Genomic DNA, 23,824 nt, shown 5'->3' with positions numbered 1-23,824 from the left:
AAGTTAATTTCAATGTATATTGGAGGGAATCTTGATTTTGATTTAATTTTGCTAAATTATATTAATTTATTAAACCTTCAGCTTGTAAAAATTCTTTTGCAACTGCTTTTGCATCCCTTTTATTTACATCTACTTCATAGTTTAACTTTCTCATTTTTTCATCTGTTAATTTTCCATCTAATTCACCTAAAACTTCTCTAAGCTCTGGGAACTTTTCTAAAGTTTTTTCATTTATAATTGGAACTGCATAATATGGAGGAAAGAAGTTCTTATCATCCTCTAAAATAGTTAATTTAAATTGTTCTATTAATCCATCTGTTGTAAATGCATCAATAACTTGAGTTTCATTACTATTTAATGCTGTATATCTTAAACCACCATCTATAGGTTTAACGGTTTTAAAGCCCATATTGTAAGCCTTGTTAAGTCCTAATAACCCATCTTCTCTATTAGCAAATTCTATTGTAGGCCCTGCTACTAATTCACTTGATATCTTAGCTAAATCTGATACTGTCTTTAAGTTATATTTATCTGCAGTTTCTTTTGTAACTGCCATTGCATAAGTATTATTAAATCCCATTGGATTTAATACTTCAATTCCATAATCCTTCTTGAATCTATCTTTCATTACGTTATAAACTTCATCTGTATTTGAATTAGGCTCTTTTATGTTTAGTATATTTACATAACCAGTACCTGTATATTCAACATACATATCTATTGAACCAGATTTTAACGCATTAAATGCAACTTGAGTTCCTCCTAAATTTAGTTTAGTTTCTACATCTATATCTGTTTTATTTTCAATTAACTCTTCTAACATATTTCCTAATATAAGCTGCTCTGTATAATTTTTAGAACCAATAACTATCTTATTATCATTCTTTGATAATAAACTTGAAGCTAATGCTCCTCCAATAACAGCAACAGCTAGTAAAGATGCTATAATTATATTTCTCTTTTTATTTTTATTAGAACCATTTCTTTTAACCTTCATAGTTCCATCTGATTTTTTTATACCATTTGGCATTGTTGCTTCTTCTATTTTTCCTGTTATCCAATCTATTATTAAAGCTAATATAGCTGCTGGAATTGCTCCAAATAGTATAAGGTTATTATCAACTGTTTGAATACCTGAGAATACTAGGTATCCAAGACCACCTGCCCCTACAAAGGCTGCTATTGTCATAAGTCCAACTGCTGTAACAGCTGCCATTCTTATACCTGCCATCATAACCGGCATTGCTAGAGGTATTTTTATAAGCTCAAGTGTTTGTCCACTAGTCATACCTAATCCCTTTGCAGCTTCCAACATATCTGGGTTTATATTTGTAACTCCTGTATAGGTATTTTTAATTATAGGTAACATTGAATACAATACTACCATAGTTATAGCTGGTGCTGATCCTATTCCTATAACTGGTATTAAGAAACCTAAAATAGCTAAACTTGGTATAGCTTGAGTTAAATTTGCAAATCCAATTACACCCTTAGCTAGCTTTTTATTCTTAGTTATAAATATACCTAGTGGTACACCAATTACAACTGCTATCAATACAGCTATAACTGTAAGTTGTATATGCTCTAGTAGAAGAGATAGGATTTCTGATTTTTTCGATATTAGTTGTTCCATAAAAGCATTCATTAATTATCTCCTCCCATCTCGATATATTGACTACTTAAAACTGATATTAAACTACTTCTAGTTACTAATCCTAGTAATCTACCAACTTCATCACAAACCGGCAAGTATCCTTTCTTTAAATTATTAAATACTTCTAGTAATTCTGGTAGACTCTTATCTCCTGAAACCCACTTAGGTTCTTTATTCATAACTTCTTCAACTAATTTATTTTTCTCTGATATTTTTTGAATATCTTCTAATGTAATATATCCTAATAAGGTTCCTAATTTATTTATTACAAGTAAACTATCTACTTTCTTTTCTCTCATTATTTCTCTTGCTTGTAGCAAGTTTCTCTTCGGACTAACTGTTACTGGTTTTGATATCATAACATCTTCTGCTTTTATCATTTCAGGCTTAGTCCAAATTTTATTTTTACCAACAAATTCTTCAACATATTCTCCTGCTGGATTTTTTAATATATTTTCTGGAGTATCATATTGAAGTATTTTACCGCCCTTTAATATACATATTTTATCTGCTAAATTTATAGCTTCATCCATATCATGAGTTACGAAAACTATAGTCTTTCTATATTCTTTTTGAATATTGAAAAGTTCTTCTTGAAGCTCTGTTCTTGTTATTGGATCTAGAGCACTAAAAGGCTCGTCCATAAGTATTATCTCAGCATCTGCTGCAAAAGCTCTTGCAACTCCAACTCTTTGTTGCTGACCTCCGCTTAGTTCTACTGGATATCGTTCGCTATATTTTTCTGGCTCTAGTCCAACCATATTTAATAGCTCAACTGTCTTTTCATCAATTTCCTCTTGGCTCTTCCCCATAAGCTTAGGTATTATTTCTATATTTTCTTTTACTGTCATATGTGGAAATAAACCTGTTTGCTGAATTACATAACCAATACTTCTTCTTAATTTTATAGGATCCATATCTTTTATATTTTTCCCATTAACTAATATTTCTCCAGATGTAGATTCTATTAATCTGTTTATCATTTTTAATAAGGTTGTTTTACCACAACCACTTGAACCTATTAATACAACTAAATTTCCGTCTTCTATATTTAAATTAAAATCTTCTAATATAATGTTATTTTTATAGCTTTTTTTAACATTTCTAAACTCTATCATAAATTACCTCCCTTTCTCAGTAACAACTCAATACTATCACTAAGTTGTCAGTTTGTCAAATTACAACCCTGAAATTTTACATTTACTGTATTTTTTTTAACATTAAATCATTAAAAATTTAGATTTTCCTTTAAGCCAGTGTTGTAATTGACCTAAATAATAAAGGACAAGTCTACACTTGTCCTTTATTATTTATTAGTTATTAGTTATATCTTTTTCTGCATCGTCATTATTATTATTTTTAGAATCATATATAGATCCAAGTGTTAGTCCAACACCAGTTCCAATGATTATTCCCCAAAGAAGCTCATTAAATATGATCCCTAATGCTATACCTAATCCACTACCAAATACGATTCCTAAGCTTACTCCTGAATTTTTTCTTTCCTTATTACCCATAAATTTCCCCCAATTATGCTTTTAATAATATATTATAACTATTTGTTAGTTTATATAGTATTATTATATCTATAATTTGGATAAATAAACCATATATGCCAAGTAAATTATTATATTCATACAAATATTGTTTGTATATGCTTAAAATCACTTATTTTAGTGTAACTATATAGGCTCATTACTATCTTCAGCTAGCTTTATTTCATTATTTATTATTAACTTTTAATTACTATCCTTTAATTTTACTCATTTTCTACAATATAATTCACTATATCTTCACATAATTTATGTGTAATTATAGAATCACTAATTGATGGATTTGGAGCTGTATCTTCTTTTATAGAGTTTATAAAATGATCTATTATATCTTCAAAACCTCTTTTATATAATGTTGAATCCCATCCACCAAAACTATTTTTTGTTTTGCCTTTGTTGTTAACTTCCAATGTATCAACTAAATCCTCAACAATGTATTTATCTCCCTTAACCATGTATTCTATATTTTCTTCGGTAATCCCTGCAGTTCTATTCATAACTCCAATTGTAGTTACCTTATTTCCCTTTAAAGTAACTACTACATTATTGAGATTATTTCCATCCTTTGAATAATTAATATCAACCGCTGTAGCTTCCTCCCCCATTAAAAACCTTAATGTATCCACAACATGAATAAAGTCTTCCACAATAAATCTTCTAATATCACCAGGTGGGTATTCTCTATTTTTTTGCATTATAATTATATCTGCTTTTCCTCTACCTTTAAGCTCTCTAACCTTTGGACAAAATCTTCTATTAAATCCAACCATAGCAATCACATTATTTTCTATAGCTAATTTTTCAATTTCTTTGCTCTCTTCAAAGTTAAAACTAAGTGGCTTGTCTATATATACATTAACACCTTTTTCTATTAACTTTTTAGATATTTCAAAATGACCATCTGCATGTGTGGAAACTATTGCTCCATCTATTTCTTCCTTAAGCAAATCATCTATGTTATTATATGCTCTATCTATTTTATATTTATTTGATACTTCTTCTAATACGTCTTTATTTCTAGTACAGATTAAAAGCTCTACTCCTTCTTTAACAGCTAAAATAGGTAAATAAGCCTTTTTAGCTATTGAGCCTAACCCAATTATAGCAATTTTCATAGTATCCCTCCTTTTATATATAATATTATTATATATAAAATATAATAATATTCCAAACCCTATTCAATTCTTAAACTTCTTTGATATTTCACAAAATATAATAAACAGTCTTTTTTACATTCCCATACATTAAGAAAAGTCTAGTGATGTAACACTAGACTAGTCCTATCAATTAAAATAAATACAACAACCTATTATAATTATCATATAGTATTATTAATATCTATATATTCTATCACTATATTGATTTAATAATTTCTGGTTAAATTCTGGTCCACCATCCACATTTGCACTCATAAATACTGGAGGATTATATCCTTTTTCAACCATTGTATTTATGGCATGTAGCATAGTTGCATTTAATAGTACTGCTGCTGCTACTGAAGAGGTACCACAAACTTTAACTGGTAAACCTGGTACATCTATAGAAGCATCACCTTCTACTCCACAGTTATCTAATATTACATCTGCGAATTCATAAAGATTTTTTCCACAGCTATGTCTAGATGTTAACTTTTTAGATACATCTAATGAAGTAACAACAATTATTTTAACATTTTGACTTTTTGCGTATTGTGCTAATTCAATGCTTAACGGATTTCTACCTGAGTTTGAAATTAATATTAAACAATCATTTTCTCTTAAATCTAGTCTCTTAATAAGTTGATTTCCTACACCTTCTATCATTTCATATATTCCACCAGCTGGATCTATAATACATTTTGAAGGTATTAATCCACCTGCTCTTCCACATACCTCAATAGCTGCAGCATATGAATGTCCACTTCCAAATGCCTGTAAAATACCACCATTCATTATACAACTAGCAACTACTTCTCCAGCCTTCACTATATTTTCTGACTGACTTTGTTCTAAATTAATTAGCATCTCTGAAATTACTTCAAAATATTTGTTTCTCATAATTATGGCCTCCCATCTATACTAGTATTCCTAAATTAAATAAAACTACTGATAAAATCATTACAAACACTATCAATTTTGTAGATGTTATTTTTTTACGTCCTAGTAACCAGAAGCATAGGGCTGCTAATCCCACGTGAGCTAGTCCAGGCATAATTTGATTTAATACATCTTGTACCTTCATTACTACATCACCAGCAACAAACTCATATGGTATTGTTACTCTAACAACTGATGGTATCAATGCTCCAATAACAGTTAGCCCTAGTATTGTTGCAGCTTCTGTGAAATAATTTAATTTATCCTTAAACTTAGTAACTAATAAAGTTCCTTGCTTATAACCTAAACTAAACATTTTAGTACGTATAAACCATCTGCATATTAAAAATACTGTCCATATTACTAGTCCTGTATAACTTCCTTTTATGGCCATATTAGCTGCTATTGCTCCAAATACAGTTCCAGCAATTACGCCAAATATTGTATCACCAACTCCTGCAAATGGTCCCATTAATCCGTTCTTTATACTTAGTACTGCTTCCTTACCTTCTATACCTTTCTCCTCTTCAACAGCTAATGATGCACCAACAATTAAATGTCCCATATCAGGCTCTGTATTAAAGAACTGTGAGTGAGTTCTTAAGCTTTCTTTTAATGCTTCTTTATCATCCTTATATATTTTTTCTAAGGCTGGAAGTATAGCATATATATAGCCAAGTCCCATCATTCTTTCATAATTCCAACCTATTTGACTCCCATATAGCCATCTAAAGTTAACATTTTTTAAATCTTTTTCAGTTAAATGCTTTCCTACTTGAACTTCATTATTTTTTACTAATTGATTTTCATTATTCTTCGTCATACTCATCACCATCTCCCATATTACTATAAACTGGCAATACGTTTGCATTCTTTTCAGATTTATATTTAAACGTTAATATAGCAATAACTAACCCTAAAGTTGCTACCCCTATCATAGGTAATGAGAAGTATACTACTAAAGCAAAACCTAAAATTAAATATGCTATATACTTCTTAGTTGGTAAGTATCTTAGCAATATACTAATACCTACTATTGGTAATAATCCTCCTGCAACCTTTAATCCTCCCATTAACCATTGTGGAACATATTGTAAAACCAATTCTACAAAGTTTTGACCAAATAATAATACCAATAATACCGGAAGTGCCCTTGATAATCCCCAAGGAATCATTCCCATTAAATTCATTCTAGCAATTCCCTTAAGGTTACAATCTTCTACATATTTATCTGCTCTATGTTGAAAGAATGTATTTGAAAATCTTGCTAAAATATCAAGTTGAATTAGTAATAATCCCACTGGTACTGCTATTGCAATTGCCACCTCTATATCTTGTCCTACTCCTAGTACAGTACCTATTATTGCTGCTGTAGTATAATCTGGTACTGAAGCACCGCCATAAGTTCCTATACCTAAAATCATTAATTGTAATGTTCCACCAATTATCAGTCCTGTTATTGGATCTCCTAAAATTAAACCTGCAATGAATCCAGCTTGTATTGGCCTTCCTAAACCAATATCAAAAGATAATAAATCAATAATCGAAAAAAATGCCACTAAAGTAAGTAATAATATTTGCCACCATTGTACGTTCATGCTAATTCCTCCTATCTATTATTTTATTAAATTCATGAAGTTTATTTTTTCTTCTGTAGGAACCATTTGAGCAGTTATTCTTACTCCAAGTTGTGAAATTTTATTAAAATATTCGATGTCTTCTTTTCTTACGCTAATTGAAGACTTAACCAGTTTTGATCCTGCCTTTGCAGACATGTTTCCCACATTAATTTCTTTAATATCTATCCCCTTAGAAATTACTTCAAATATCTCCTTAGGCCCCTTTGTTATCAATAGTATCTTATCCTTTTCGTACTTATTTATCTTAAGATTGTTTACTGCTGTATCAACTGAAAGAATAGATAGTTTAACCCCAACTGGGGTTGCCATTTTTAAAGCCATTTTCTGAATTTGATCTTTGATTATTTCGTTGTTAACTACAACTATTCTTGTAATACCTAATTTATTTGTCCATAAAGCTGCTACTTGTCCATGTATTAGTCTCTCGTCAATTCTTACATTTACTATTTCCATAATGCCCTCCTATTTTTTAATCATAACGATCATCCATATTACAGAAATCCTTTACATCAACAATCCCCTTTTTCCCATCATCAATTATCATATCAATGTCAGCTTCTTCTTGTAATAATGTAGTTAATAGCATTGAAAAATTCATTCCGCTTATAACTTTTATTTTGTCATTGTTTAAATACTTCTTAATGACTGTATTACATGGTGTGCCACCAAATAAGTCACAAAATACTACACACTCACTATATTTATTCATGTCCTCATCTATCCGATCTAATTTTTCACTGAGATTTTCTCCATTCTCATTAGCTTGTAATCCAATGCAATAAACATTTTCTCTTTTTCCCACTATCATCTCTATGGATTCCTTCATTGCCTTTGCATAATCCCCATGGCTCACCAATAAGACTCCAATCAGTATACTCACCTCCAATTATTTTCTTACTATTTTCTTTGCACTTATATCGTTATCAATACTTATATTATTAGCAGTTCTTATGCCAACTTCTGAAATATAGATTTTATTATACTTTTTAAAGATTTAATTGCACACATTTTAAGCTTGTGTGACAGTTATTTAATAATACCTACATTTTTTTGTTACAAACACCTAAATTTACACATCTAGGCTTTGTTTTGTATCACACTCTCTATTAAGTTTCCTTATTCACTCATAGCAACTGTATTTGAAATAATTTGATATATCATATTTATTTCTGTGATGTTTATTTTTACACCATATTGTTTTTGTATATTCATAAAACTTTTATTAATAGCATTTATAAATTCTCCATTATTAATAATGAAATCTGAATAATCATCATCAGATTGCATTTCTCTTCCTGTTATTAGCCTTTCAACTAATAAACTTACGTGAATATATATAATTATTGTTAATTGTGATGAAAACTTAAATCCTAGTTCCCTCTCTAATATTTGTATCATTTCTTCCACATCATTTATTATTTTATTCACATTGAGAATTGTTAATTGATTTATAATATTTTCCATAGAGAAATACTTCACAATATTTGAAGTTATATTATTTAACTTTTTAGTTATTCCCATTCCACTAAGGGTCTCTACAAGTTCTTTTTCTCCATTTTCCTTTATTAAATCCTGAAGAAGAATACATTTAACATCATCTAGTTCTATTTCGATAGTAGATATAATTAGCTGGATATCATAATATTTAAATATCTCTTCATTTCTTCCATTTGTAAGTAACTTTCGATACTCATATTCAATTACCTCTACATCATTTCCATCTAAGCACATTTTCATTAAATCTCTTATTTTAGTTGCAGTACCTATACCTGTTATACATGTAGTGATTATAGTCTTCTTCTTTTTTACCTTTTCAATAAATTTGCTTTGAATAGCATTTCCTTTTTCGATAGAATCAATTATTCTTTCTATACTTTGATTATTTATTATTCTCCCCCCTACATCTAAAGCTACCTGAGTTGTGATATTATTTATTATTCCTATATTACCCTTTGATACTTTTTCTATTTCTTCACCCATGTTAAATAATGATCCCATATCAACTAGTATTATTACTCCATTAGTTGTATCTAGATTCTTCAAATAATCTGTAACCTTTTTTATTATCTCTTTCGGTTTCATATCTATGGGCATATCAAATGATTCAAAAATAAATTCCTCATACACTTTATTAGTTAAACTTGCAATACTACTGGCCGTTGAAAATCCATGTGCTACTAATATTGCATTAATTGAATTAATCTTATTAGCTCTTATGGAAATAAAATATAAGTTTATTAATACTCTACACTTTAATTTTATATTGCAATCTAAAGATGAATTTATTATTGAAATAAACTTATCAGACGTAATATATAACTTACCCCAATTTTTTTTTAAATAAGTATCTATATATTTAATATTGTTATTCTCTTGACTATTATCAAAATAATCTTCATCTCTTAACTGCAAAAGAAACTTAGTTAATACTTTAGAAGAATTACCATAATACTTTACTCCATATTTATCATTTAATATCTGCAGTCCTCTAGAAACATTTTGAATGTATATACTCTCCATCAATTCATTACCTTTACTACTAGAGTCATATGTGATATTATCAATCAACTTATTTATTTCTTTTGTAAGTTTCTTTATTAAACTATCATTACTAGTATGGCTTCTTTCAAACTTCTTAATTTCTTCATAGACATTATCTATGGTTTCATTAAAGTAATCCCCTGTTTTACATGTCATAATAGAAAGATCTATTCTATTCTCAATATCATCATTAATATATAAATAGTCCTTATTAAAATAACTTTGTATTTTCTCACTTAACATTAAATAATTGTCTGTTAGATCTTCCATAAGCACTTCTTTTACTTTCCCATTAATATTTCTTCTATATGAATTAGCACAACTAAATCTAATTGTATCCCTTATACCGCCTATATTTCCTCTCTGCTTTGAAAAAAGTAATGTATTTACAACTCTATTACTTACCTTAAATTCCACATTAGTATTTTTATATTCCATATAGAAGAACTGATAAATCAATGCTAATCTCTCCTCAATTGGTCTATCCGTAAAACTAGGAATTTTTATTTTCACTGGAATTCTTCTTAAAAAAGTATCTAATAAAGCTTCATTAGGTTTCTCCGTAGTAGCAAATATAAATTTTACATTAACATTGGATGTTTCTTCACTAGAGCCTATCCTTTTAAAGATTCCTTTATCTAAATATATAAATAACTTTTCTTGTCCCTCCGGAGGTAATCTATGTACCTCATCTAAAAATAAATACCCATTTTGAGCAGCTTCTATTAATCCTTCTTTGTCTTTATCGGCCCCTGTAAATGCTCCCTTTTTATATCCGAACAAACATGATGATAAAAGTTCTGGATTATTCGCATAATCTGCACAGTTAAGTACAACAAATTGTGCATCTTTAGATATACATTTTTTATATTTAGCGTACTCATATATAATTTCTGCCATATAGCTCTTTCCTACACCACTTTCTCCTAACAGTAGGATTGACATTGACCTACTAGGATAAATTACTGCACTCTTACACTTATCTACTACTTGAAGTAAACTATTATTATTTCCTACTACTTTAGTAAAAGGATCATTGCTTTCTATATAATCTACCTTTGGTTTATTACGCTCTAACTCTATATACCTAAAGTATACAGGCCTTGTGGCAGTCTTGGTTACCACCCCTTCCCTAACCAATTCATTAAGATGCCTACTAACTACACACCTTTGTATATTTAAAGTTTTAGAAACTTCTTCTGCTTTCACTCCTTTAGAGAATTTGTCTATATTTTCCTTATTCATTTGTAATTGCTTCAATGCGCTCATTATCTTTTTTTTATTATTCATACAAATCCCCCTAAAACTTCTTTATATAAATCATTCTAATATAAGTATTTCTCTCCTTATCAGATAATACTAGATTGGCTAATTATTTATAACTTGTAACTTTTTATCTACTAAATAATTCTTAGCAACTTTTTTTATAACTGGTTTATACATTAAAAAGAGTGAAGTGATAAAAATATATAATCTATCACTTCACTCTTTTTAATATACTACTATTATTTTTACTAATTATATTAATCCTAACTTTTTAAGCCCTTTAGTTATTCCTTCATTTTCTACATCTTCAGTAAAATCATAAGCATGTTCTTCTAGTAACTCATGATAACCTCCCATAGCTATTCCATGCTCTACAGCTTGAAACATTTCTATGTCATTTTCTCCATCTCCAAAAGCATATGTATTTTCCATTTTTATTTGTAATCTATCAGCTAATTCAGTAACTCCATATCCTTTAGTGTATTCACTTTTATATATTTCGAATGAAATTCCATATGGATGTTTCATAAATGCAAATTCTTCACTATACCTTTCTACTGTTTTATTATAGTCATCTTCTGTATTAATAATTGCTATTATTTTATTGCACTCTATATCATTTATATCCCACTTATCTGTTAAAACATCCTGTCCAATATTTGCGCCCTTTAATAAGTCATTTAGTTTTTCATTATTACTTGAGGAAAGATAATTTAATTCTTGTCCCTCTAGAATATAATCCATATTATTTTCATTTAAGTACTCTACAATTTCAACTAGCTTTTCTTTATTAATTGGATAGCTAAAAATTATTTTATCATCTATATCTGCATATGATCCATTAGATGTTATATATCCATCTAGCCCTAATGACAATAATCCTTCATCTAAGCAGCTTTTAGATCTACCAGTTGCTAACATTGTTAAATAACCATTCTCTTTTAATTTTTTAATAGACTCCCTAGTTTTCTCTGTTGGTTCTGTAATCCCTTTAAAGCAATCTATTAGTGTTCCATCTACATCAAAAAATACTATTCCTTTATTGCTCATTGTGCTTCTCCCCTATTCTATTAAATATTCACTTTATATTATTACAGTATATTAGTAATATGTAAAATTCAATAAAAAAGTGGATATATGTAAGTAGGTACTGCATTGATTAATCCAGTACCTACAACTAATTTAAGTTCATATTCATATTTCCAGACTTCATAGGGCCAGTCCCTCCATCTTTCTTGATAAAAATCTATTCATTTTTTTGTTTTTTTTATTTCTTGTTCCTCATTATATATGTATATATTTCTACTGTTAATAGTGTTTTTGCTTTATTATTTGGCTATCTTCTACTTTATGTTTTAAAACAAAATCAAATAAGATAAGAAAATTATAAAAATATAATAAAGCAACTTAGTAACACACTACCTGAAATTCAGAGTGATTTTAAAAAATAATAGAAATAAAAAACTCACCTGCCTCAAGAAACGTTATTACATGGTTAATAGACTCAGGAAGTTATTCTGAAGAAGATATTAATAATTTTAAACATAGTGCATCTGTCTTTGGAGCTAATATACAATTTGTTAAATCTAAAGCAGAATTTATTAACTATATAAATACTGGTAACATTTCAGGTGTTGATAAAAGAATATATCCAATAAGCAAATTCACTTTATTTGGTCATGGTGACGTAGGAAAATTATTATTTGGTTCTAATTACAGTATTGAAATAGCTGATTTGAGCCAAATTAATAGCTCTGTATTCCAAAATACACATAGTATTTTCTATTCTTATAATACAGCTACTGGTGGAAATAATAGTTTCGCATATGCATGGAAGCTTAAAACTAATGGAGTAACAGAAACTGTTGTATACAGAACAGAATATGCTTTCACAACTTACACAGAAAATGCTTCTATAGTTGAAAAAGCTGCAGTAAGAGCTTTAAGAGCTCAAACTGGGTACATCCCGGCTGGATCTTCTAGATATCCAATTCCAGCTAAAGAAGATAATGCATACTGGGTTACTTTTTAATTTTTAAACTGGCTAATATTAAAAAAATAATTATAATAATTATAATAGGATATATCTTTAATTCATAAAAAATCATACTATCATATAGTGTTACGTATTGGTTCTTAGGATACCATTCTTTAATATCAAAACTAACCTCATTAAATCTTGAATAACCTTCTTTAAATTCTCCATAAACAACAAATTCCCTATATGAAGGAATTCCCTGCCTAAATGTTGATATACTTTCATATGGAGTATTTCCAATTAAATTTACAGTATCTCTTGAAATAGTTTTGTCAGGTAAAGTGTCTAGAAATCTATCTAAATGTTCTTGGCCACCAATAACTTTAGGCCCACCACTCCACTCATGACATTGGATCTCTAATCTTATCAAATTATCATATTCATATCTATCTCTTTCTGGCATTTTATATGGTAAACAAGGAATTACAATTAAAATAATTAAAATAAAAATTAATAAGAACTTTAATCTATATAATTTCATAAATACCCCCCAATTTTTATTTAATATTATATCACATTTAAATTTATTTTTTAAAAGTTGTATTCTAACATCCAACCTCTAACTTATAAAAAGAAGCTACTACTATTGGAAATATATTTACGCTATATAGTTTTGTTGGTATGATTCCTAATACAGGATATTGAGCTGGGTTATCAAGAATACCTAGTAATTATTATACTAATGACAGTAAGGTAGAAGCTTATTTTTCAAATGCAAGTCTTATTACTTATAATCTCTAAACTTTTAGAATCTATTTTAATTTTGATGTCAAAATAATTAAAGAGCTTGATAAAATTCCTTATTTTATATATATGATTGCTGATAGTTGTGAATTAGTAATTTATAAAATATAAACATTCTAATTTCGTTAAAAGTATCTTTAATGAATAACAAAAGCCAATGCTCAATGATCATTGGCTTTAAAATTACGTTAAGTTCAACTTTAGCGAATTTAGATTTAATAAAAATAATAGTTTACTATTTTATAAGAAAAACTCTTTATATATATTGAAAGAAGTGATTTTATGAATAGTGAACTATTTAATTTTTTAACTACTCAGGGTGTTTTCGCTCTATTATTTGGCTATCTTCTACTTTATGTTTTAAAACAAAATCAAATAAGAGAAGAAAACTACCAAAATATATAATATTATGATTAGCAATCAGGGGTTTGAATTTGGTGGACCAGGAGAATTTGCATTCAAATGGCTTGCTAGATTCGAATTAGGAATGCCTAATGATTCCGAAAAAAAAGCAGCTTGTAACGCTTTTGCAAAATATATAGAAAATAAATTATAATATAAAGCCAGTATTGTAGCTGAAAGCTTGGCTACAATACTGGTTTTATTACGATAAATAGTTCATTCGCTAGTTAATACGGATAAACGAAATCAGGAGATTTCTCCATAAAGAATATATTAACCGGAACGTAATAAATTGGGCCATCAGTATGCAAAACATGCTTTTGTAGTGCGATTACTCGTTGCCCATCTATTTCTGTATAATATGAATTAGTATTAAGAGCTGGGTTTAAAATCATGGTTATGAGAAGCATAAATGCTATATATGCTATAATGGGAAATCCTAATAACTTTAACCAGATGTTTCTTTTTTTTATAATTAAATAACATGGAAGTATTATAAATAATGTAATTATAAAAGCATATCTATAGTATGTTATAGAAAGACTAAGCCAATGTCTATAAATTAATTTGTTTTCTTTACATATATAATCTAATAAAAATGTACTACAAAAGATTAAAGTAGCTATAATTGTTAAAATAGAGCTACGCTTCATTTTTTTATCTTCATTTAAGATCCTCCCTATATACAATCCCAACAAATGGACTAATTGTCAACTTAATTATAACACCTATAATAGTGTATTTTTACCATTATTTAAATTTATTTCGCTAAATCAAATTTTATAGAAATTGTAGTTTATTATTTTATAAATAAATCTATCTATATATTTTAAAAGGAGTAATTTTATGAATAGTAAATTATTTAATTTTCTTACATCACAAGGTGTTTTTGCCTCATTATTCGGATACTTATTACTTTATGTTTTAAAACAAAATCAAATAAGAGAAGAAAACTACCAAAATATAATAAAGCAGCTTAGTAATACACGTCCCGAAATTCAGAGTGATTTTAAAAAATAATAGAAATAAAAAAACTTCATGATTATGTTGACAATCCTAATAAAGAGAAGATAACATGGCTATCCTGGATGGCTTGCACTCGGAGCAGACAGTTCTGCTAGCTCTAAATTAACATTAAAACCTTCTGACATAGTTAAAATAAATAAAAATTCATTCCAGTCTGTAGTTACAGAGTTTTATTCATGCAATACAGGAGTACCACATACTCCTATAAGTCCTCTAAGTTTTGCTGATTATTGGCAAAATCATATTGGTGAATACACTAAAGCCGCCATGTGCAAAACTGACTATACAGTAATATTTGGATTTGGAAAGGAACAACAAGATGAACATATAGCTAAACGTTCTTATAAAGGTTACGTTGAAGAAGGTGCTAGATTTTATCCAGAATTAGACCTTGATGCACCTTCTTCAGATCGTAAATGGCTGTATTTACCTTAATAATTATTTATACGTAACATAAACTATAAAACACTATTCAACTTCCTATAGGCTTAGGGAGTTGAATTTACTTAAGTCAATTAAGTTTATTTTTAATAATATTAATAAACTTAATTGACACTCTATGCAGAATACTTAAAGTAATAAAATATGATAACATTATTAAAAAACTATACTGTGTTAAGCTTTTTAATACAATCCAATTTATTAAATAATAACTAAAGGGGTTCGTAAGTATAGACATAAAAGGATTTCTTGATTTAACATTAAAACCAAAAATTCTTGAATTCATAAATATTATAATACACATAATTAGTAGAATTATTAAATATATATTTACAGCATTATTTTCTACTTTAAATAATATAATTAATATCAAAAACATAATGGAAGAAATCATCAAATGTTTCCCTATATAAGTAGAATATTGTGATCCACCAATATACATATCACCAGTATGATCAATTCTAGATATTATCACTGTAGAAACAAACATAGTTATATATATAGCTACAATTTTTAGGAAATTTTTGACACTATTACCTCTTAACATAAAATTATCACTCCCCATAAGCTTTTATTTCTATTTTCTAATTTTTCAATGCTAATATTTAAATTATTTCAAGTTAAATTATACCATATTATTGAAAATGTCTTTAATTAATTTCGCTAAAAGGAATTTTCACGAAGAAATAAAAAAGTACGATTTTAAGCCATTTGCAAGGTATGATATAATACAAAAATTGTAGTTAACTGTTTAGTGTGCCTAAACAAAAATAAAAAAAGCTATTATTTCGCATTGATAGATGCGAAATAATAGCTTTTTTATATTTATTCTTATATTCTACTCTTTCAACTCTTCGCTCATTGGTGGAAGTTCACCACTCTTTATACTTATTAACCCATAATAGCTACATTTATAGGTAAAATTCAAGGACTATTTTGTCGGAAGGGTGCATCATTACGAGCAACTAGATTTTTATAATCCACCGTTTCAAATTACCGTTAAGAACTGGCACTGTTTGAGCCTATGCCAGTTGTGCCATGTTTAGATGATTCGAATAAGGTGAATTATAAAAAATCTTTGCCAATAATTGAAAACTTTAATATTCTCTCTTCTTCTGCCTTTAACTTATACTCATCATGTACCTCTGCTCCCCAGCTATCATCTCCTCCAACCCCTGATTGTTTTAGGGATATCTTTAAAACTGTATGATATATTGGTGGTAGCTCATAGGCATGGTATGCATTTTCTAGTTCATGTGGAGTATATGGTAATACACTCATTTCTATATTATCTCCAGTTATTTTTATTCCTTCATTGTTATTATCAATTATTTCTGCCCATCTAATTCCTGTTCTGTTTCCACATTCTTGTGGATTTACATATCACTTCTTAATGCATGGGAATCAGATGTTATTATTTTTATGTATTTGCTATATGTTTCATTATCATAATATTTGTTATTTACAAAATAATAAATAATTAAAGCTAAACCTATAATTACAAATGGTAAACTAAATGTTATTTTTCCTAGTATTTCATTAGTAATAACAATGTATATTAAAATAAATATTCCTAAGTATAAAGTAAATTTATTATTTTTATTAAACATATACCCTCCCTATTTATTTATATTAAAAACATTATATAAATCTATTAATAAACTTTAAAACATTATATACTATTGTTTCCTAAATATTCTATATTTGTTATATACCACAAGTTCTTACTTATAAACTAATCATATAAATTTATCATATAATCCTTATATTGAAACCTATATAATACAATACTATCTATAATAAAAAAATAGTAGATAGATTAGCTCTCACCATTCTATCTACTATCTAAAATTTACTTAATGTGTTAAATTTCCATCTACTATTACTATAAATAAGTTCTATTTCTTATTTATCACAAAACCAAATTGTTTCAGCGCTCCATTAATAGTATTGTTTTCATATAATGTTTTAAAGTTATTATTATAAGTATAAACATCTTCACCATAATTTATTATAACCTCTACCTCTTTACTTCCTAATTGTCTAGTAAAAGATAAAACATTGTTATTAAATGATATTTCTTTATATATGCCATACATTAAAACTTCATTATTATATCTTAATTTTATTAAATCTTTATACAACTTTAATATACTATTATTATCTTGTAAACACTTTTCAACATTAGTATCGTCTAGTTTGTCTTCTATGTTTATCCATGGCTCAACACTGCTAAAGCCATAGTATTTTGAGTTATTCCATTGCATTGGGCTTCTTGATTTATCCCTTGAACTTTTATTTGCACTAATTAATGCTTCACTTTCAGTTTTACCTTTTTCTAGCTCAAGCTTATATTTAGTAATACCTTGTATATCATTCATCTTTTTAATATCAAAACATAATAAATCTTTCATACCTATTTCTTCACCAAAATACATAAATGGAACACCATATGAAGTTAAAAGTAAAGCTGCCATTGCTTTTTCTATTCCATTTAAATCTCCTTTTGGATTAAACCTTGATATGCTTCTACCCATATCATGACTATTAAAGAATATTGTAGGTATTTGATTTTCCTCATACACTTCATCCATAGATTTAATTTCTTTATATATTTTTTCTGAAGAAAACTCCTCCATACTTCCTAAGTTAAAATTAAATACTACATCTAATAAATCTTTCCCTAAGTAATTCTTTAACTCATTTATGTCTTCTGAACCAACTTCTCCAACTAAAAAAGCATCTTCCTTAATTGCTTTTATATCAGATACTAGTCTGCTAATTATATCTAATACACCATCTTGATCCTTGTCAAACTTATGTATTTGTTCTCCTTTTTCATCAAAAGGATTGTCTTTGCTTAAATCATTTTGAACTGTTAAGAAGTTTATTACATCAAATCTAAATCCATCTACACCAAAGTCTAACCAATATTTTAATACAGCTTTCATTGCATCATATACTTTCGGATTATTCCAGTTTAGATCTACTTGTTCCTTTGCAAAAGCATGATAATAATATTCCTTAGTTTCTTTGTCAAACTCCCAAGCATCTCCCCCGAAGAAAGACTCCCAATTGTTTGGAACTTCTTTTTTCCATATATAAAAATCTCTTTTATCATTATCTTTAGAATTTCTTGATTCTATAAACCATGGATGCATACTTGATGTATGATTTAAAACTATATCAACTATTACTTTTATCCCTAAGTTATGTGCTTTATTAATAAAGCTTTTAAAGTCTTCTAAAGTACCATAATCTTTATCTACATTATAATAATCTGAAATATCGTATCCATTATCTACTCTAGGGGATGGATAAAATGGTGTTAACCATATTCCCTTTACTCCTAAATCTGATAAATAATCAAGTTTAGATGTAATTCCTTTAAAATCACCAATACCATCATTGTTTCCGTCCATAAAGCTAGACATATATATCTCATAAAATACGCTTTCTTTCCACCATATTTTATTCATTTAAATACCTCCTACTTAAATGGATTATATATTTCTATAAATTGAGCTTCTGCATCACTAATTCCTGAATATAATCTTGCCTTATTACCTTCTATTATTAAACCACCACTAAATACAACATCTTCTAAGTCTGGTCTTTTAGCTTCTCCTGGTTTAAAATCTTTTCTTATTGCTATAAGCTTTTGTTCTGATACTTTTAAAGTATTAATATCTAATTTGAAAGTCATTGGATAATAATGTCTATTTCCATCATTATCAAAGCATGCTATATGACCTAATATTCCTAATGTTGATGAATCCAATGGTCTTGCTTCATTAGCTCCTCCCCATTCTTCATCTATAAATAATCCATTTAATAATGGAGATTTATTAACTACTTCTATAGTTAATTCATTTAAAGAATTTATTATAGTAAATCCAATTTTACCTCTACCACCTTTTTCACCTTGTGGTCTTGTTAAAACTGCTATTTTTCCATCTAATAATTGTGCTAATCTTAAATCCTTCATTCCATCAGGGCCAACAAAAAATCTTTCTAATGATTGTATATTCTTTCCTTTATAGAATATAGTTCTCCATTTTAATGTATCTTCTTTTTCTGGGTCAGGGAATATTTCTACCCCTCCAACTATTAACTCATCATTAATTCTAGTATAAAAAGGATCTTGTAATTCTAACACTGGATATCCTTTAGCAGGACTCCAACCTTCACTTATATTTTCAAAGAAATATACTTTTGAATGTTCACTATCTCTAGCCTCTACTCTACCTGCTATTATAGTTTTATCATCATTTTTAAAAGGAGCAGTTATATTATATACATCATTATCCCCTACATTTACAAACTTAATTTTTTCTACATTGTACACTGATGGTTTTGACTCTAAATATTCCTTTAATAATCCATTACAAGTTTTTATCATATTCTTTTACCCCACCTTCTTATAATTATCTTTTATGTGAATCTCTCTCAACTACTTCAACGCTCATTACAATATTTTCATTTGGATCATTTTTATGTTCTAATCTCCAAAGCAATCTATTTACTGCTTTTCTACCCATATAATCCTTTTGAACCCTTACAGTTGTAACCTTTGGTATTACTAATGAACTTAATACAATATCATCAAAGCCTACAACTGCAATATCATCTGGAATTGAATATCCTAATTCTCTTAAAGCAGTAATTACAATTATTGCTGCATTATCATTTGAGCAAACAAATGCTTCTGGAATATTATCCATTTCAGAAATAATTTTTTGTACTCCTTTTTCATCCTGATTAATTATATATTCCTCTAAATTATGAAGTACAGAATAATTATCTATATATTCTAAAGTTTCATCTTCTGAATTAATACAAACAAACTTCTTTATTGCTTCTTTATAACCAAAATATCTTTCTTTAATACTTAACGAGTATTCTAAATCACCAAAAAATCCTATATTCTTATAACCTTTATCTAAAAGCAGCTTTGTAACTTTAAAGCTACCAAGCTTATTATCTGATAAAATACTATCTGTACTTTCTAATAATGATGTATGGTCTACTAATACAACTGGAAGCTTATAATCTTTAAGTTTAACTAAATATTCATCTTCAATAGCTGCAACTACTATTATTCCACAAACCTTTTTACTTTCTATACAGCTTGGAATACTTTGCTCATTTTCATTAATCATACATGTTATAATATCATATCCCTTTTTTCTAGCCTCTTCATTTATTCCCATTAATATTTTTGAATAAAAAGTACTATCTTCAAAGTGAGATTTTTTTATAAGTGTACATATATTTCGACTTGCATAGGATTGTACAAATCTAGGAGATTTATCTAAATATCCTAATTCTTCTGCCATATCAAGAACTTGCTTTCTTGTTTCTTCGCTAACACCAATTTTATTATTTAATGCAAGGGATACAGCATTAATTGATATATTTAACTTGTTTGCTATTTCTTTCATTGTTACTTTCGCCATACTATATCTCCTAATATTAATTTAGGAAGCAACCAATAAAGACTGCCCCCAAAATATTTTCTATAATTTTAAATTAAACTATTTTATCCATTACTTTAAATATATCTTCTATTTTAATATCTGCTCTGCAAACTTTATCATCTGCTGCACCATAGTAAATTTTAACTATTCCATCTTCAAATAAGCATCCACATGTAAATACTACATTTCCAAAGAATCCTTCTATTTCATAATCTTCTTTTGGTTCTAATATTGCTCTATTTGTTTTAGCTAATATTTTACTTGGATCATCTTTATCTAATAAGAAAGCCCCTAAGCAATATCTATTATCTTTATCTGCTGCATGGTAAATTTTTACCCATCCTTTTTCAGTTAAGAAAGGAACTGCTCCTCCTCCAACTCTTCCATTTTCCCATGAATCATCATTTGACACTCCATAAAAATGCTTTTGTTTTCCCCAGTGAATTAAATCATGTGATTCTGCCATCCACATATCTGGCCCACCAATAGCACTTGGTACTGGTCTATTAAATGTTATATATTTACCATTAATTTTTTCTGGGAATATAGTTACATCCTTATTTTCTGGAGCAAATATAATTCCATGTCTTTCATAGCTTACAAAATCTTTAGTAGATACTAATGAAGTTGCTGCTCCATTTCTTGTAACTGAAGTATAGTTTATATAATAAGTATCATCAATTTGTGTTATTCTTGGGTCTTCTATTCCCCATTCTTCTTCTGAAGCAATTGGCTTTATAAAAGCTTCATCTGCTATTTCAAAGTTCTCTCCATCTTTAGATCTCGCAACTCTTATATGAGATAATGAAGTTAAGTAAGCTATCTTTCTTCCTCCCTTAACATCAGTTATCCATAATGATCTTGAATCTGAATAATCAAACTGTGTATCTACTTTTTTGTTAAAAGATACTATCTCAATAACATCCTCACCATTTTTATTAACTACCACAGGTATCTTAACTTCATTTTCACTTACTACTTTAACCGATTCTGCTACTCTACATAATAAAATATATTCATCATTATATTTACATACTCCACAGTTAAATACACCATCAACCTTAAAGTCTTCTCTACTTGCCTTAACGTCACTTGGCTTTATTAATGGATTTCTTAAACTTCTTTTTACGTCTATATTATTACTCATACTAGTCCTCCTCTTACTTTAACATAAAGTTTATTCCTTCTTTGAAATGCTTAGAGAAGCATAGGAACATAATTACTATTGGAATTGTTAATATAACTGATGCTGCATACATAGGTCCTGGCAAATTCCCCATTGGCTTAAATTGTGTTGATATTAACACGTTAAGTGTTTGCATATCTACCTTTGGTGAAATTAGCATATCCCACATAAGTTCTGACCATCTTGTCATAAATGTTGATAAAAATACTATTGTCGTTACTGATTTTGTTACTGGGAAAGCTATATGACAAAGTATTTTTAGTTCTGAAGCACCATCTATTCTTGCAGCTTCAAAAACAGCATTTGGTAATGATTTAAAATAATTTATATACATAAACACACCCCAAATAGATACTGACAAAGGTAATATCATACCCAAATATGTGTTTGTAAGTGGCTTTGAAATTATATATCTTGGTACCAGTAATATTATTACTGGGAAGAACATTTGAAATAATAATGAGTTCATTATTACTTTTTCTCCTTTAAAGTTCTTCATTTTAGATACTGAATAACCAACTAATAAACCAACTAATACTGAAATTATTGCAGTAGGTAATGATACTATAAATGAGTTTACTAATGATTTAATCCACATGCTAGCATTAGCTGCACCATTTCCGCCTAAAAGATATTCATAACTTTTTAATGTAAATCCATCTGGCATCATAACCTTATCTACTTGATCCCAAGGTGCTAATGATTGTACTATCATATAAAAGTAAGGAAATAATGAAATTCCTAATATTATAATAGTAGCTACTATTACTAAAATAGTTTTTATATTTAACTTATTTTTCATTTTATTAACCTCCAATTTTATATTTGCGTAAGTACTTTTATTGACCGTATTTCTTATTGAATTTTTCCATTATAAATGTAATTATTTTTATTGTTACAAATACATGAACTGCACTAGCTATTGCAATAGCTGCACCATATCCTGATTGGAAGTTTGTAAATGAAGTATTGTAAATTTCTAATTGCCATGTAGTTGTTGCTAAATTTGGCCCTCCACCTGTTAATAAATAAGGTTCTGTAAAGATACCAAATGCAAGTCCTGCTGCTAATACAATAACTGTTGTTAATGTTGGTATAACCATTGGTAATGTTACACTTTTAAATTTTTTAAAACCAGTAGCTCCATCAATTTTACAAGCGTCATGAACATCATCTGGAATAGACTCTAATGCTGATAATATAAATAATGCATAATATCCTGACATTTTCCAAACTACTATTCCAACTATTATAATAAATGCCCATTTTGGATCTCTAAACCAATCAATATTAATTCCTTTGTCTCTCAAAGATACATTTAAAGCTGAATTAAAGCTAAAGAAATATCTTACTACAACTGATATTGCAACACCTGAAGTTAAATAAGGTATAAAAAATAAAACTGCTGTAATTCCCTTTATTTTCTCTGGTAACTTATGAACTAATAATGCAATTATCATCGCTGCAACAAATGTAAAAATAACTATAGGTATTAAATATTTAAATGAGTTTATAAAAGCCGCTTTAACTCTTGGATCACTGAATAAAGCTGTAAAATTATCAAACCCTACAAAATTCTTATTCTTTGACATTAAGTTCCAGTCTGTCATTGACAACCAAAATGCCCACACTAATGGTATTAAAAAGAAAATAACTGAATATGCAATATATGGCAAATTAAATAGCCATCCTAAAAACCCACCTTTATTTTTTAAGTTCTGTATTTTTTCCTTCATCTAGTGTCACTCCTTTATAAATAAAGCAAAGATAAAGTTTAT

26 protein-coding genes are annotated in these 23,824 nt (G+C 28.2%); 5 read left to right on the top strand and 21 right to left on the bottom strand.

Features of this window, described 5'->3' with window-relative positions; translation table 11 throughout:
* Positions 1–61 precede the first annotated feature (61 nt).
* The 11 genes from ACYUEX_RS00570 to ACYUEX_RS00520 all read right to left on the bottom strand — a co-directional run bounded on the left by ACYUEX_RS00570 (position 62) and on the right by ACYUEX_RS00520 (position 11,779).
* Positions 62–1,645, bottom strand: coding sequence for an ABC transporter permease/substrate-binding protein (locus ACYUEX_RS00570; protein WP_460286087.1), 1,584 nt, complete (start codon positions 1,643–1,645; stop codon positions 62–64).
* Complete coding sequence (locus ACYUEX_RS00565; RefSeq protein WP_411169770.1) at positions 1,645–2,772, bottom strand: ABC transporter ATP-binding protein; 1,128 nt, start codon at positions 2,770–2,772, stop codon at positions 1,645–1,647. Before ACYUEX_RS00565 ends, ACYUEX_RS00570 begins: the two co-directional genes overlap by 1 nt.
* 195 nt (positions 2,773–2,967) lie before the next feature.
* The gene (locus tag ACYUEX_RS00560; RefSeq protein WP_460286086.1) at positions 2,968–3,171 is read right to left on the bottom strand and encodes a hypothetical protein; all 204 of its coding nucleotides are present in this window, start codon (positions 3,169–3,171) and stop codon (positions 2,968–2,970) included.
* A 242-nt stretch (positions 3,172–3,413) separates the two neighbouring features.
* The gene (locus ACYUEX_RS00555; RefSeq protein WP_460286085.1) at positions 3,414–4,322 is read right to left on the bottom strand and encodes a Gfo/Idh/MocA family protein; all 909 of its coding nucleotides are present in this window, start codon (positions 4,320–4,322) and stop codon (positions 3,414–3,416) included.
* A 216-nt stretch (positions 4,323–4,538) separates the two neighbouring features.
* Entirely contained in the window at positions 4,539–5,243 is a 705-nt protein-coding gene (locus ACYUEX_RS00550; RefSeq protein ID WP_460286084.1) for an SIS domain-containing protein, read from the bottom strand.
* A 16-nt stretch (positions 5,244–5,259) separates the two neighbouring features.
* Positions 5,260–6,105 carry a PTS system mannose/fructose/sorbose family transporter subunit IID gene (locus ACYUEX_RS00545; protein WP_460286083.1) on the bottom strand — a complete coding sequence of 282 codons (846 nt, stop codon included), beginning with the start codon at positions 6,103–6,105 and terminating at the stop codon, positions 5,260–5,262.
* The gene (locus ACYUEX_RS00540; RefSeq protein ID WP_460286081.1) at positions 6,092–6,880 is read right to left on the bottom strand and encodes a PTS mannose/fructose/sorbose/N-acetylgalactosamine transporter subunit IIC; all 789 of its coding nucleotides are present in this window, start codon (positions 6,878–6,880) and stop codon (positions 6,092–6,094) included. The genes ACYUEX_RS00545 and ACYUEX_RS00540 overlap by 14 nt, the downstream gene beginning before the upstream one ends.
* An 18-nt stretch (positions 6,881–6,898) precedes the next feature.
* Entirely contained in the window at positions 6,899–7,375 is a 477-nt protein-coding gene (locus ACYUEX_RS00535; RefSeq protein WP_460286080.1) for a PTS system mannose/fructose/N-acetylgalactosamine-transporter subunit IIB, read from the bottom strand.
* A 16-nt stretch (positions 7,376–7,391) separates the two neighbouring features.
* Complete coding sequence (locus tag ACYUEX_RS00530; protein WP_460286079.1) at positions 7,392–7,775, bottom strand: PTS sugar transporter subunit IIA; 384 nt, start codon at positions 7,773–7,775, stop codon at positions 7,392–7,394.
* A 263-nt stretch (positions 7,776–8,038) separates the two neighbouring features.
* Positions 8,039–10,753, bottom strand: coding sequence for a sigma 54-interacting transcriptional regulator (locus ACYUEX_RS00525; protein WP_460286078.1), 2,715 nt, complete (start codon positions 10,751–10,753; stop codon positions 8,039–8,041).
* A 228-nt stretch (positions 10,754–10,981) separates the two neighbouring features.
* Positions 10,982–11,779: a Cof-type HAD-IIB family hydrolase gene (locus ACYUEX_RS00520; RefSeq protein WP_460286077.1), complete on the bottom strand. Its 798-nt coding sequence runs from the start codon at positions 11,777–11,779 to the stop codon at positions 10,982–10,984.
* Positions 11,780–12,464: 685 nt separating this feature from the next.
* Here ACYUEX_RS00520 and ACYUEX_RS00515 point away from each other — a divergent pair.
* The gene (locus ACYUEX_RS00515) at positions 12,465–12,761 is read left to right on the top strand and encodes a hypothetical protein (RefSeq protein ID WP_460286076.1); all 297 of its coding nucleotides are present in this window, start codon (positions 12,465–12,467) and stop codon (positions 12,759–12,761) included.
* Here the strand turns inward: ACYUEX_RS00515 and ACYUEX_RS00510 are convergent.
* The gene (locus tag ACYUEX_RS00510) at positions 12,751–13,248 is read right to left on the bottom strand and encodes a hypothetical protein (protein ID WP_460286075.1); all 498 of its coding nucleotides are present in this window, start codon (positions 13,246–13,248) and stop codon (positions 12,751–12,753) included. The genes ACYUEX_RS00515 and ACYUEX_RS00510 overlap by 11 nt on opposite strands.
* Positions 13,249–13,793: 545 nt before the next feature.
* Here ACYUEX_RS00510 and ACYUEX_RS00505 point away from each other — a divergent pair.
* Positions 13,794–13,916, top strand: coding sequence for a BhlA/UviB family holin-like peptide (locus ACYUEX_RS00505; RefSeq protein ID WP_460286074.1), 123 nt, complete (start codon positions 13,794–13,796; stop codon positions 13,914–13,916).
* A gap of 4 nt (positions 13,917–13,920) precedes the next feature.
* Positions 13,921–14,067 (top strand): hypothetical protein, encoded by a 147-nt coding sequence (locus ACYUEX_RS00500; protein WP_460286073.1) that lies wholly within the window; start codon positions 13,921–13,923, stop codon positions 14,065–14,067.
* A gap of 73 nt (positions 14,068–14,140) precedes the next feature.
* Here ACYUEX_RS00500 and ACYUEX_RS00495 read toward each other — a convergent pair whose 3' ends face one another.
* Positions 14,141–14,566 carry a hypothetical protein gene (locus ACYUEX_RS00495; protein ID WP_460286072.1) on the bottom strand — a complete coding sequence of 142 codons (426 nt, stop codon included), beginning with the start codon at positions 14,564–14,566 and terminating at the stop codon, positions 14,141–14,143.
* A gap of 193 nt (positions 14,567–14,759) precedes the next feature.
* On the opposite strand from ACYUEX_RS00495, the gene ACYUEX_RS00490 reads away from it, so the two are divergent.
* Entirely contained in the window at positions 14,760–14,933 is a 174-nt protein-coding gene (locus ACYUEX_RS00490; RefSeq protein WP_460286071.1) for a BhlA/UviB family holin-like peptide, read from the top strand.
* A gap of 273 nt (positions 14,934–15,206) precedes the next feature.
* Positions 15,207–15,374, top strand: a complete 168-nt coding sequence (locus tag ACYUEX_RS00485) for a hypothetical protein (protein ID WP_460286070.1) — start codon at positions 15,207–15,209, stop codon at positions 15,372–15,374.
* A 1,071-nt stretch (positions 15,375–16,445) separates the two neighbouring features.
* Here ACYUEX_RS00485 and ACYUEX_RS00480 read toward each other — a convergent pair.
* The 8 genes from ACYUEX_RS00480 to ACYUEX_RS00445 all read right to left on the bottom strand — a co-directional run bounded on the left by ACYUEX_RS00480 (position 16,446) and on the right by ACYUEX_RS00445 (position 23,782).
* Complete coding sequence (locus tag ACYUEX_RS00480) at positions 16,446–16,709, bottom strand: beta-galactosidase small subunit-related protein (RefSeq protein WP_460286509.1); 264 nt, start codon at positions 16,707–16,709, stop codon at positions 16,446–16,448.
* Positions 16,710–16,756: 47 nt separating this feature from the next.
* Positions 16,757–16,990, bottom strand: coding sequence for a hypothetical protein (locus tag ACYUEX_RS00475; RefSeq protein WP_411169763.1), 234 nt, complete (start codon positions 16,988–16,990; stop codon positions 16,757–16,759).
* A 288-nt stretch (positions 16,991–17,278) separates the two neighbouring features.
* Positions 17,279–18,859 (bottom strand): alpha-glucosidase, encoded by a 1,581-nt coding sequence (locus ACYUEX_RS00470; protein ID WP_460286069.1) that lies wholly within the window; start codon positions 18,857–18,859, stop codon positions 17,279–17,281.
* Positions 18,860–18,870: 11 nt separating this feature from the next.
* A complete protein-coding gene (locus tag ACYUEX_RS00465) occupies positions 18,871–19,782 on the bottom strand; it encodes a DUF1861 family protein (RefSeq protein WP_460286068.1) in 912 nt (303 codons plus the stop codon).
* 25 nt (positions 19,783–19,807) lie between these two features.
* A complete protein-coding gene (locus ACYUEX_RS00460) occupies positions 19,808–20,839 on the bottom strand; it encodes a LacI family DNA-binding transcriptional regulator (RefSeq protein WP_460286067.1) in 1,032 nt (343 codons plus the stop codon).
* Positions 20,840–20,912: 73 nt separating this feature from the next.
* On the bottom strand, positions 20,913–22,007 hold the full coding sequence (locus ACYUEX_RS00455; RefSeq protein WP_411169759.1) for a glycoside hydrolase family 130 protein: 1,095 nt from the start codon (positions 22,005–22,007) through the stop codon (positions 20,913–20,915).
* A 13-nt stretch (positions 22,008–22,020) separates the two neighbouring features.
* Positions 22,021–22,848 carry a carbohydrate ABC transporter permease gene (locus ACYUEX_RS00450; RefSeq protein WP_411169758.1) on the bottom strand — a complete coding sequence of 276 codons (828 nt, stop codon included), beginning with the start codon at positions 22,846–22,848 and terminating at the stop codon, positions 22,021–22,023.
* A gap of 37 nt (positions 22,849–22,885) precedes the next feature.
* Complete coding sequence (locus tag ACYUEX_RS00445) at positions 22,886–23,782, bottom strand: carbohydrate ABC transporter permease (RefSeq protein WP_411169757.1); 897 nt, start codon at positions 23,780–23,782, stop codon at positions 22,886–22,888.
* Positions 23,783–23,824 lie beyond the last annotated feature (42 nt).

Source organism: Clostridium sp. CTA-7 (assembly GCF_054768095.1).
The sequence above is the reverse complement of the archived record's forward strand: the minus strand, read 5'-3'. Positions and strand labels throughout refer to the sequence as shown.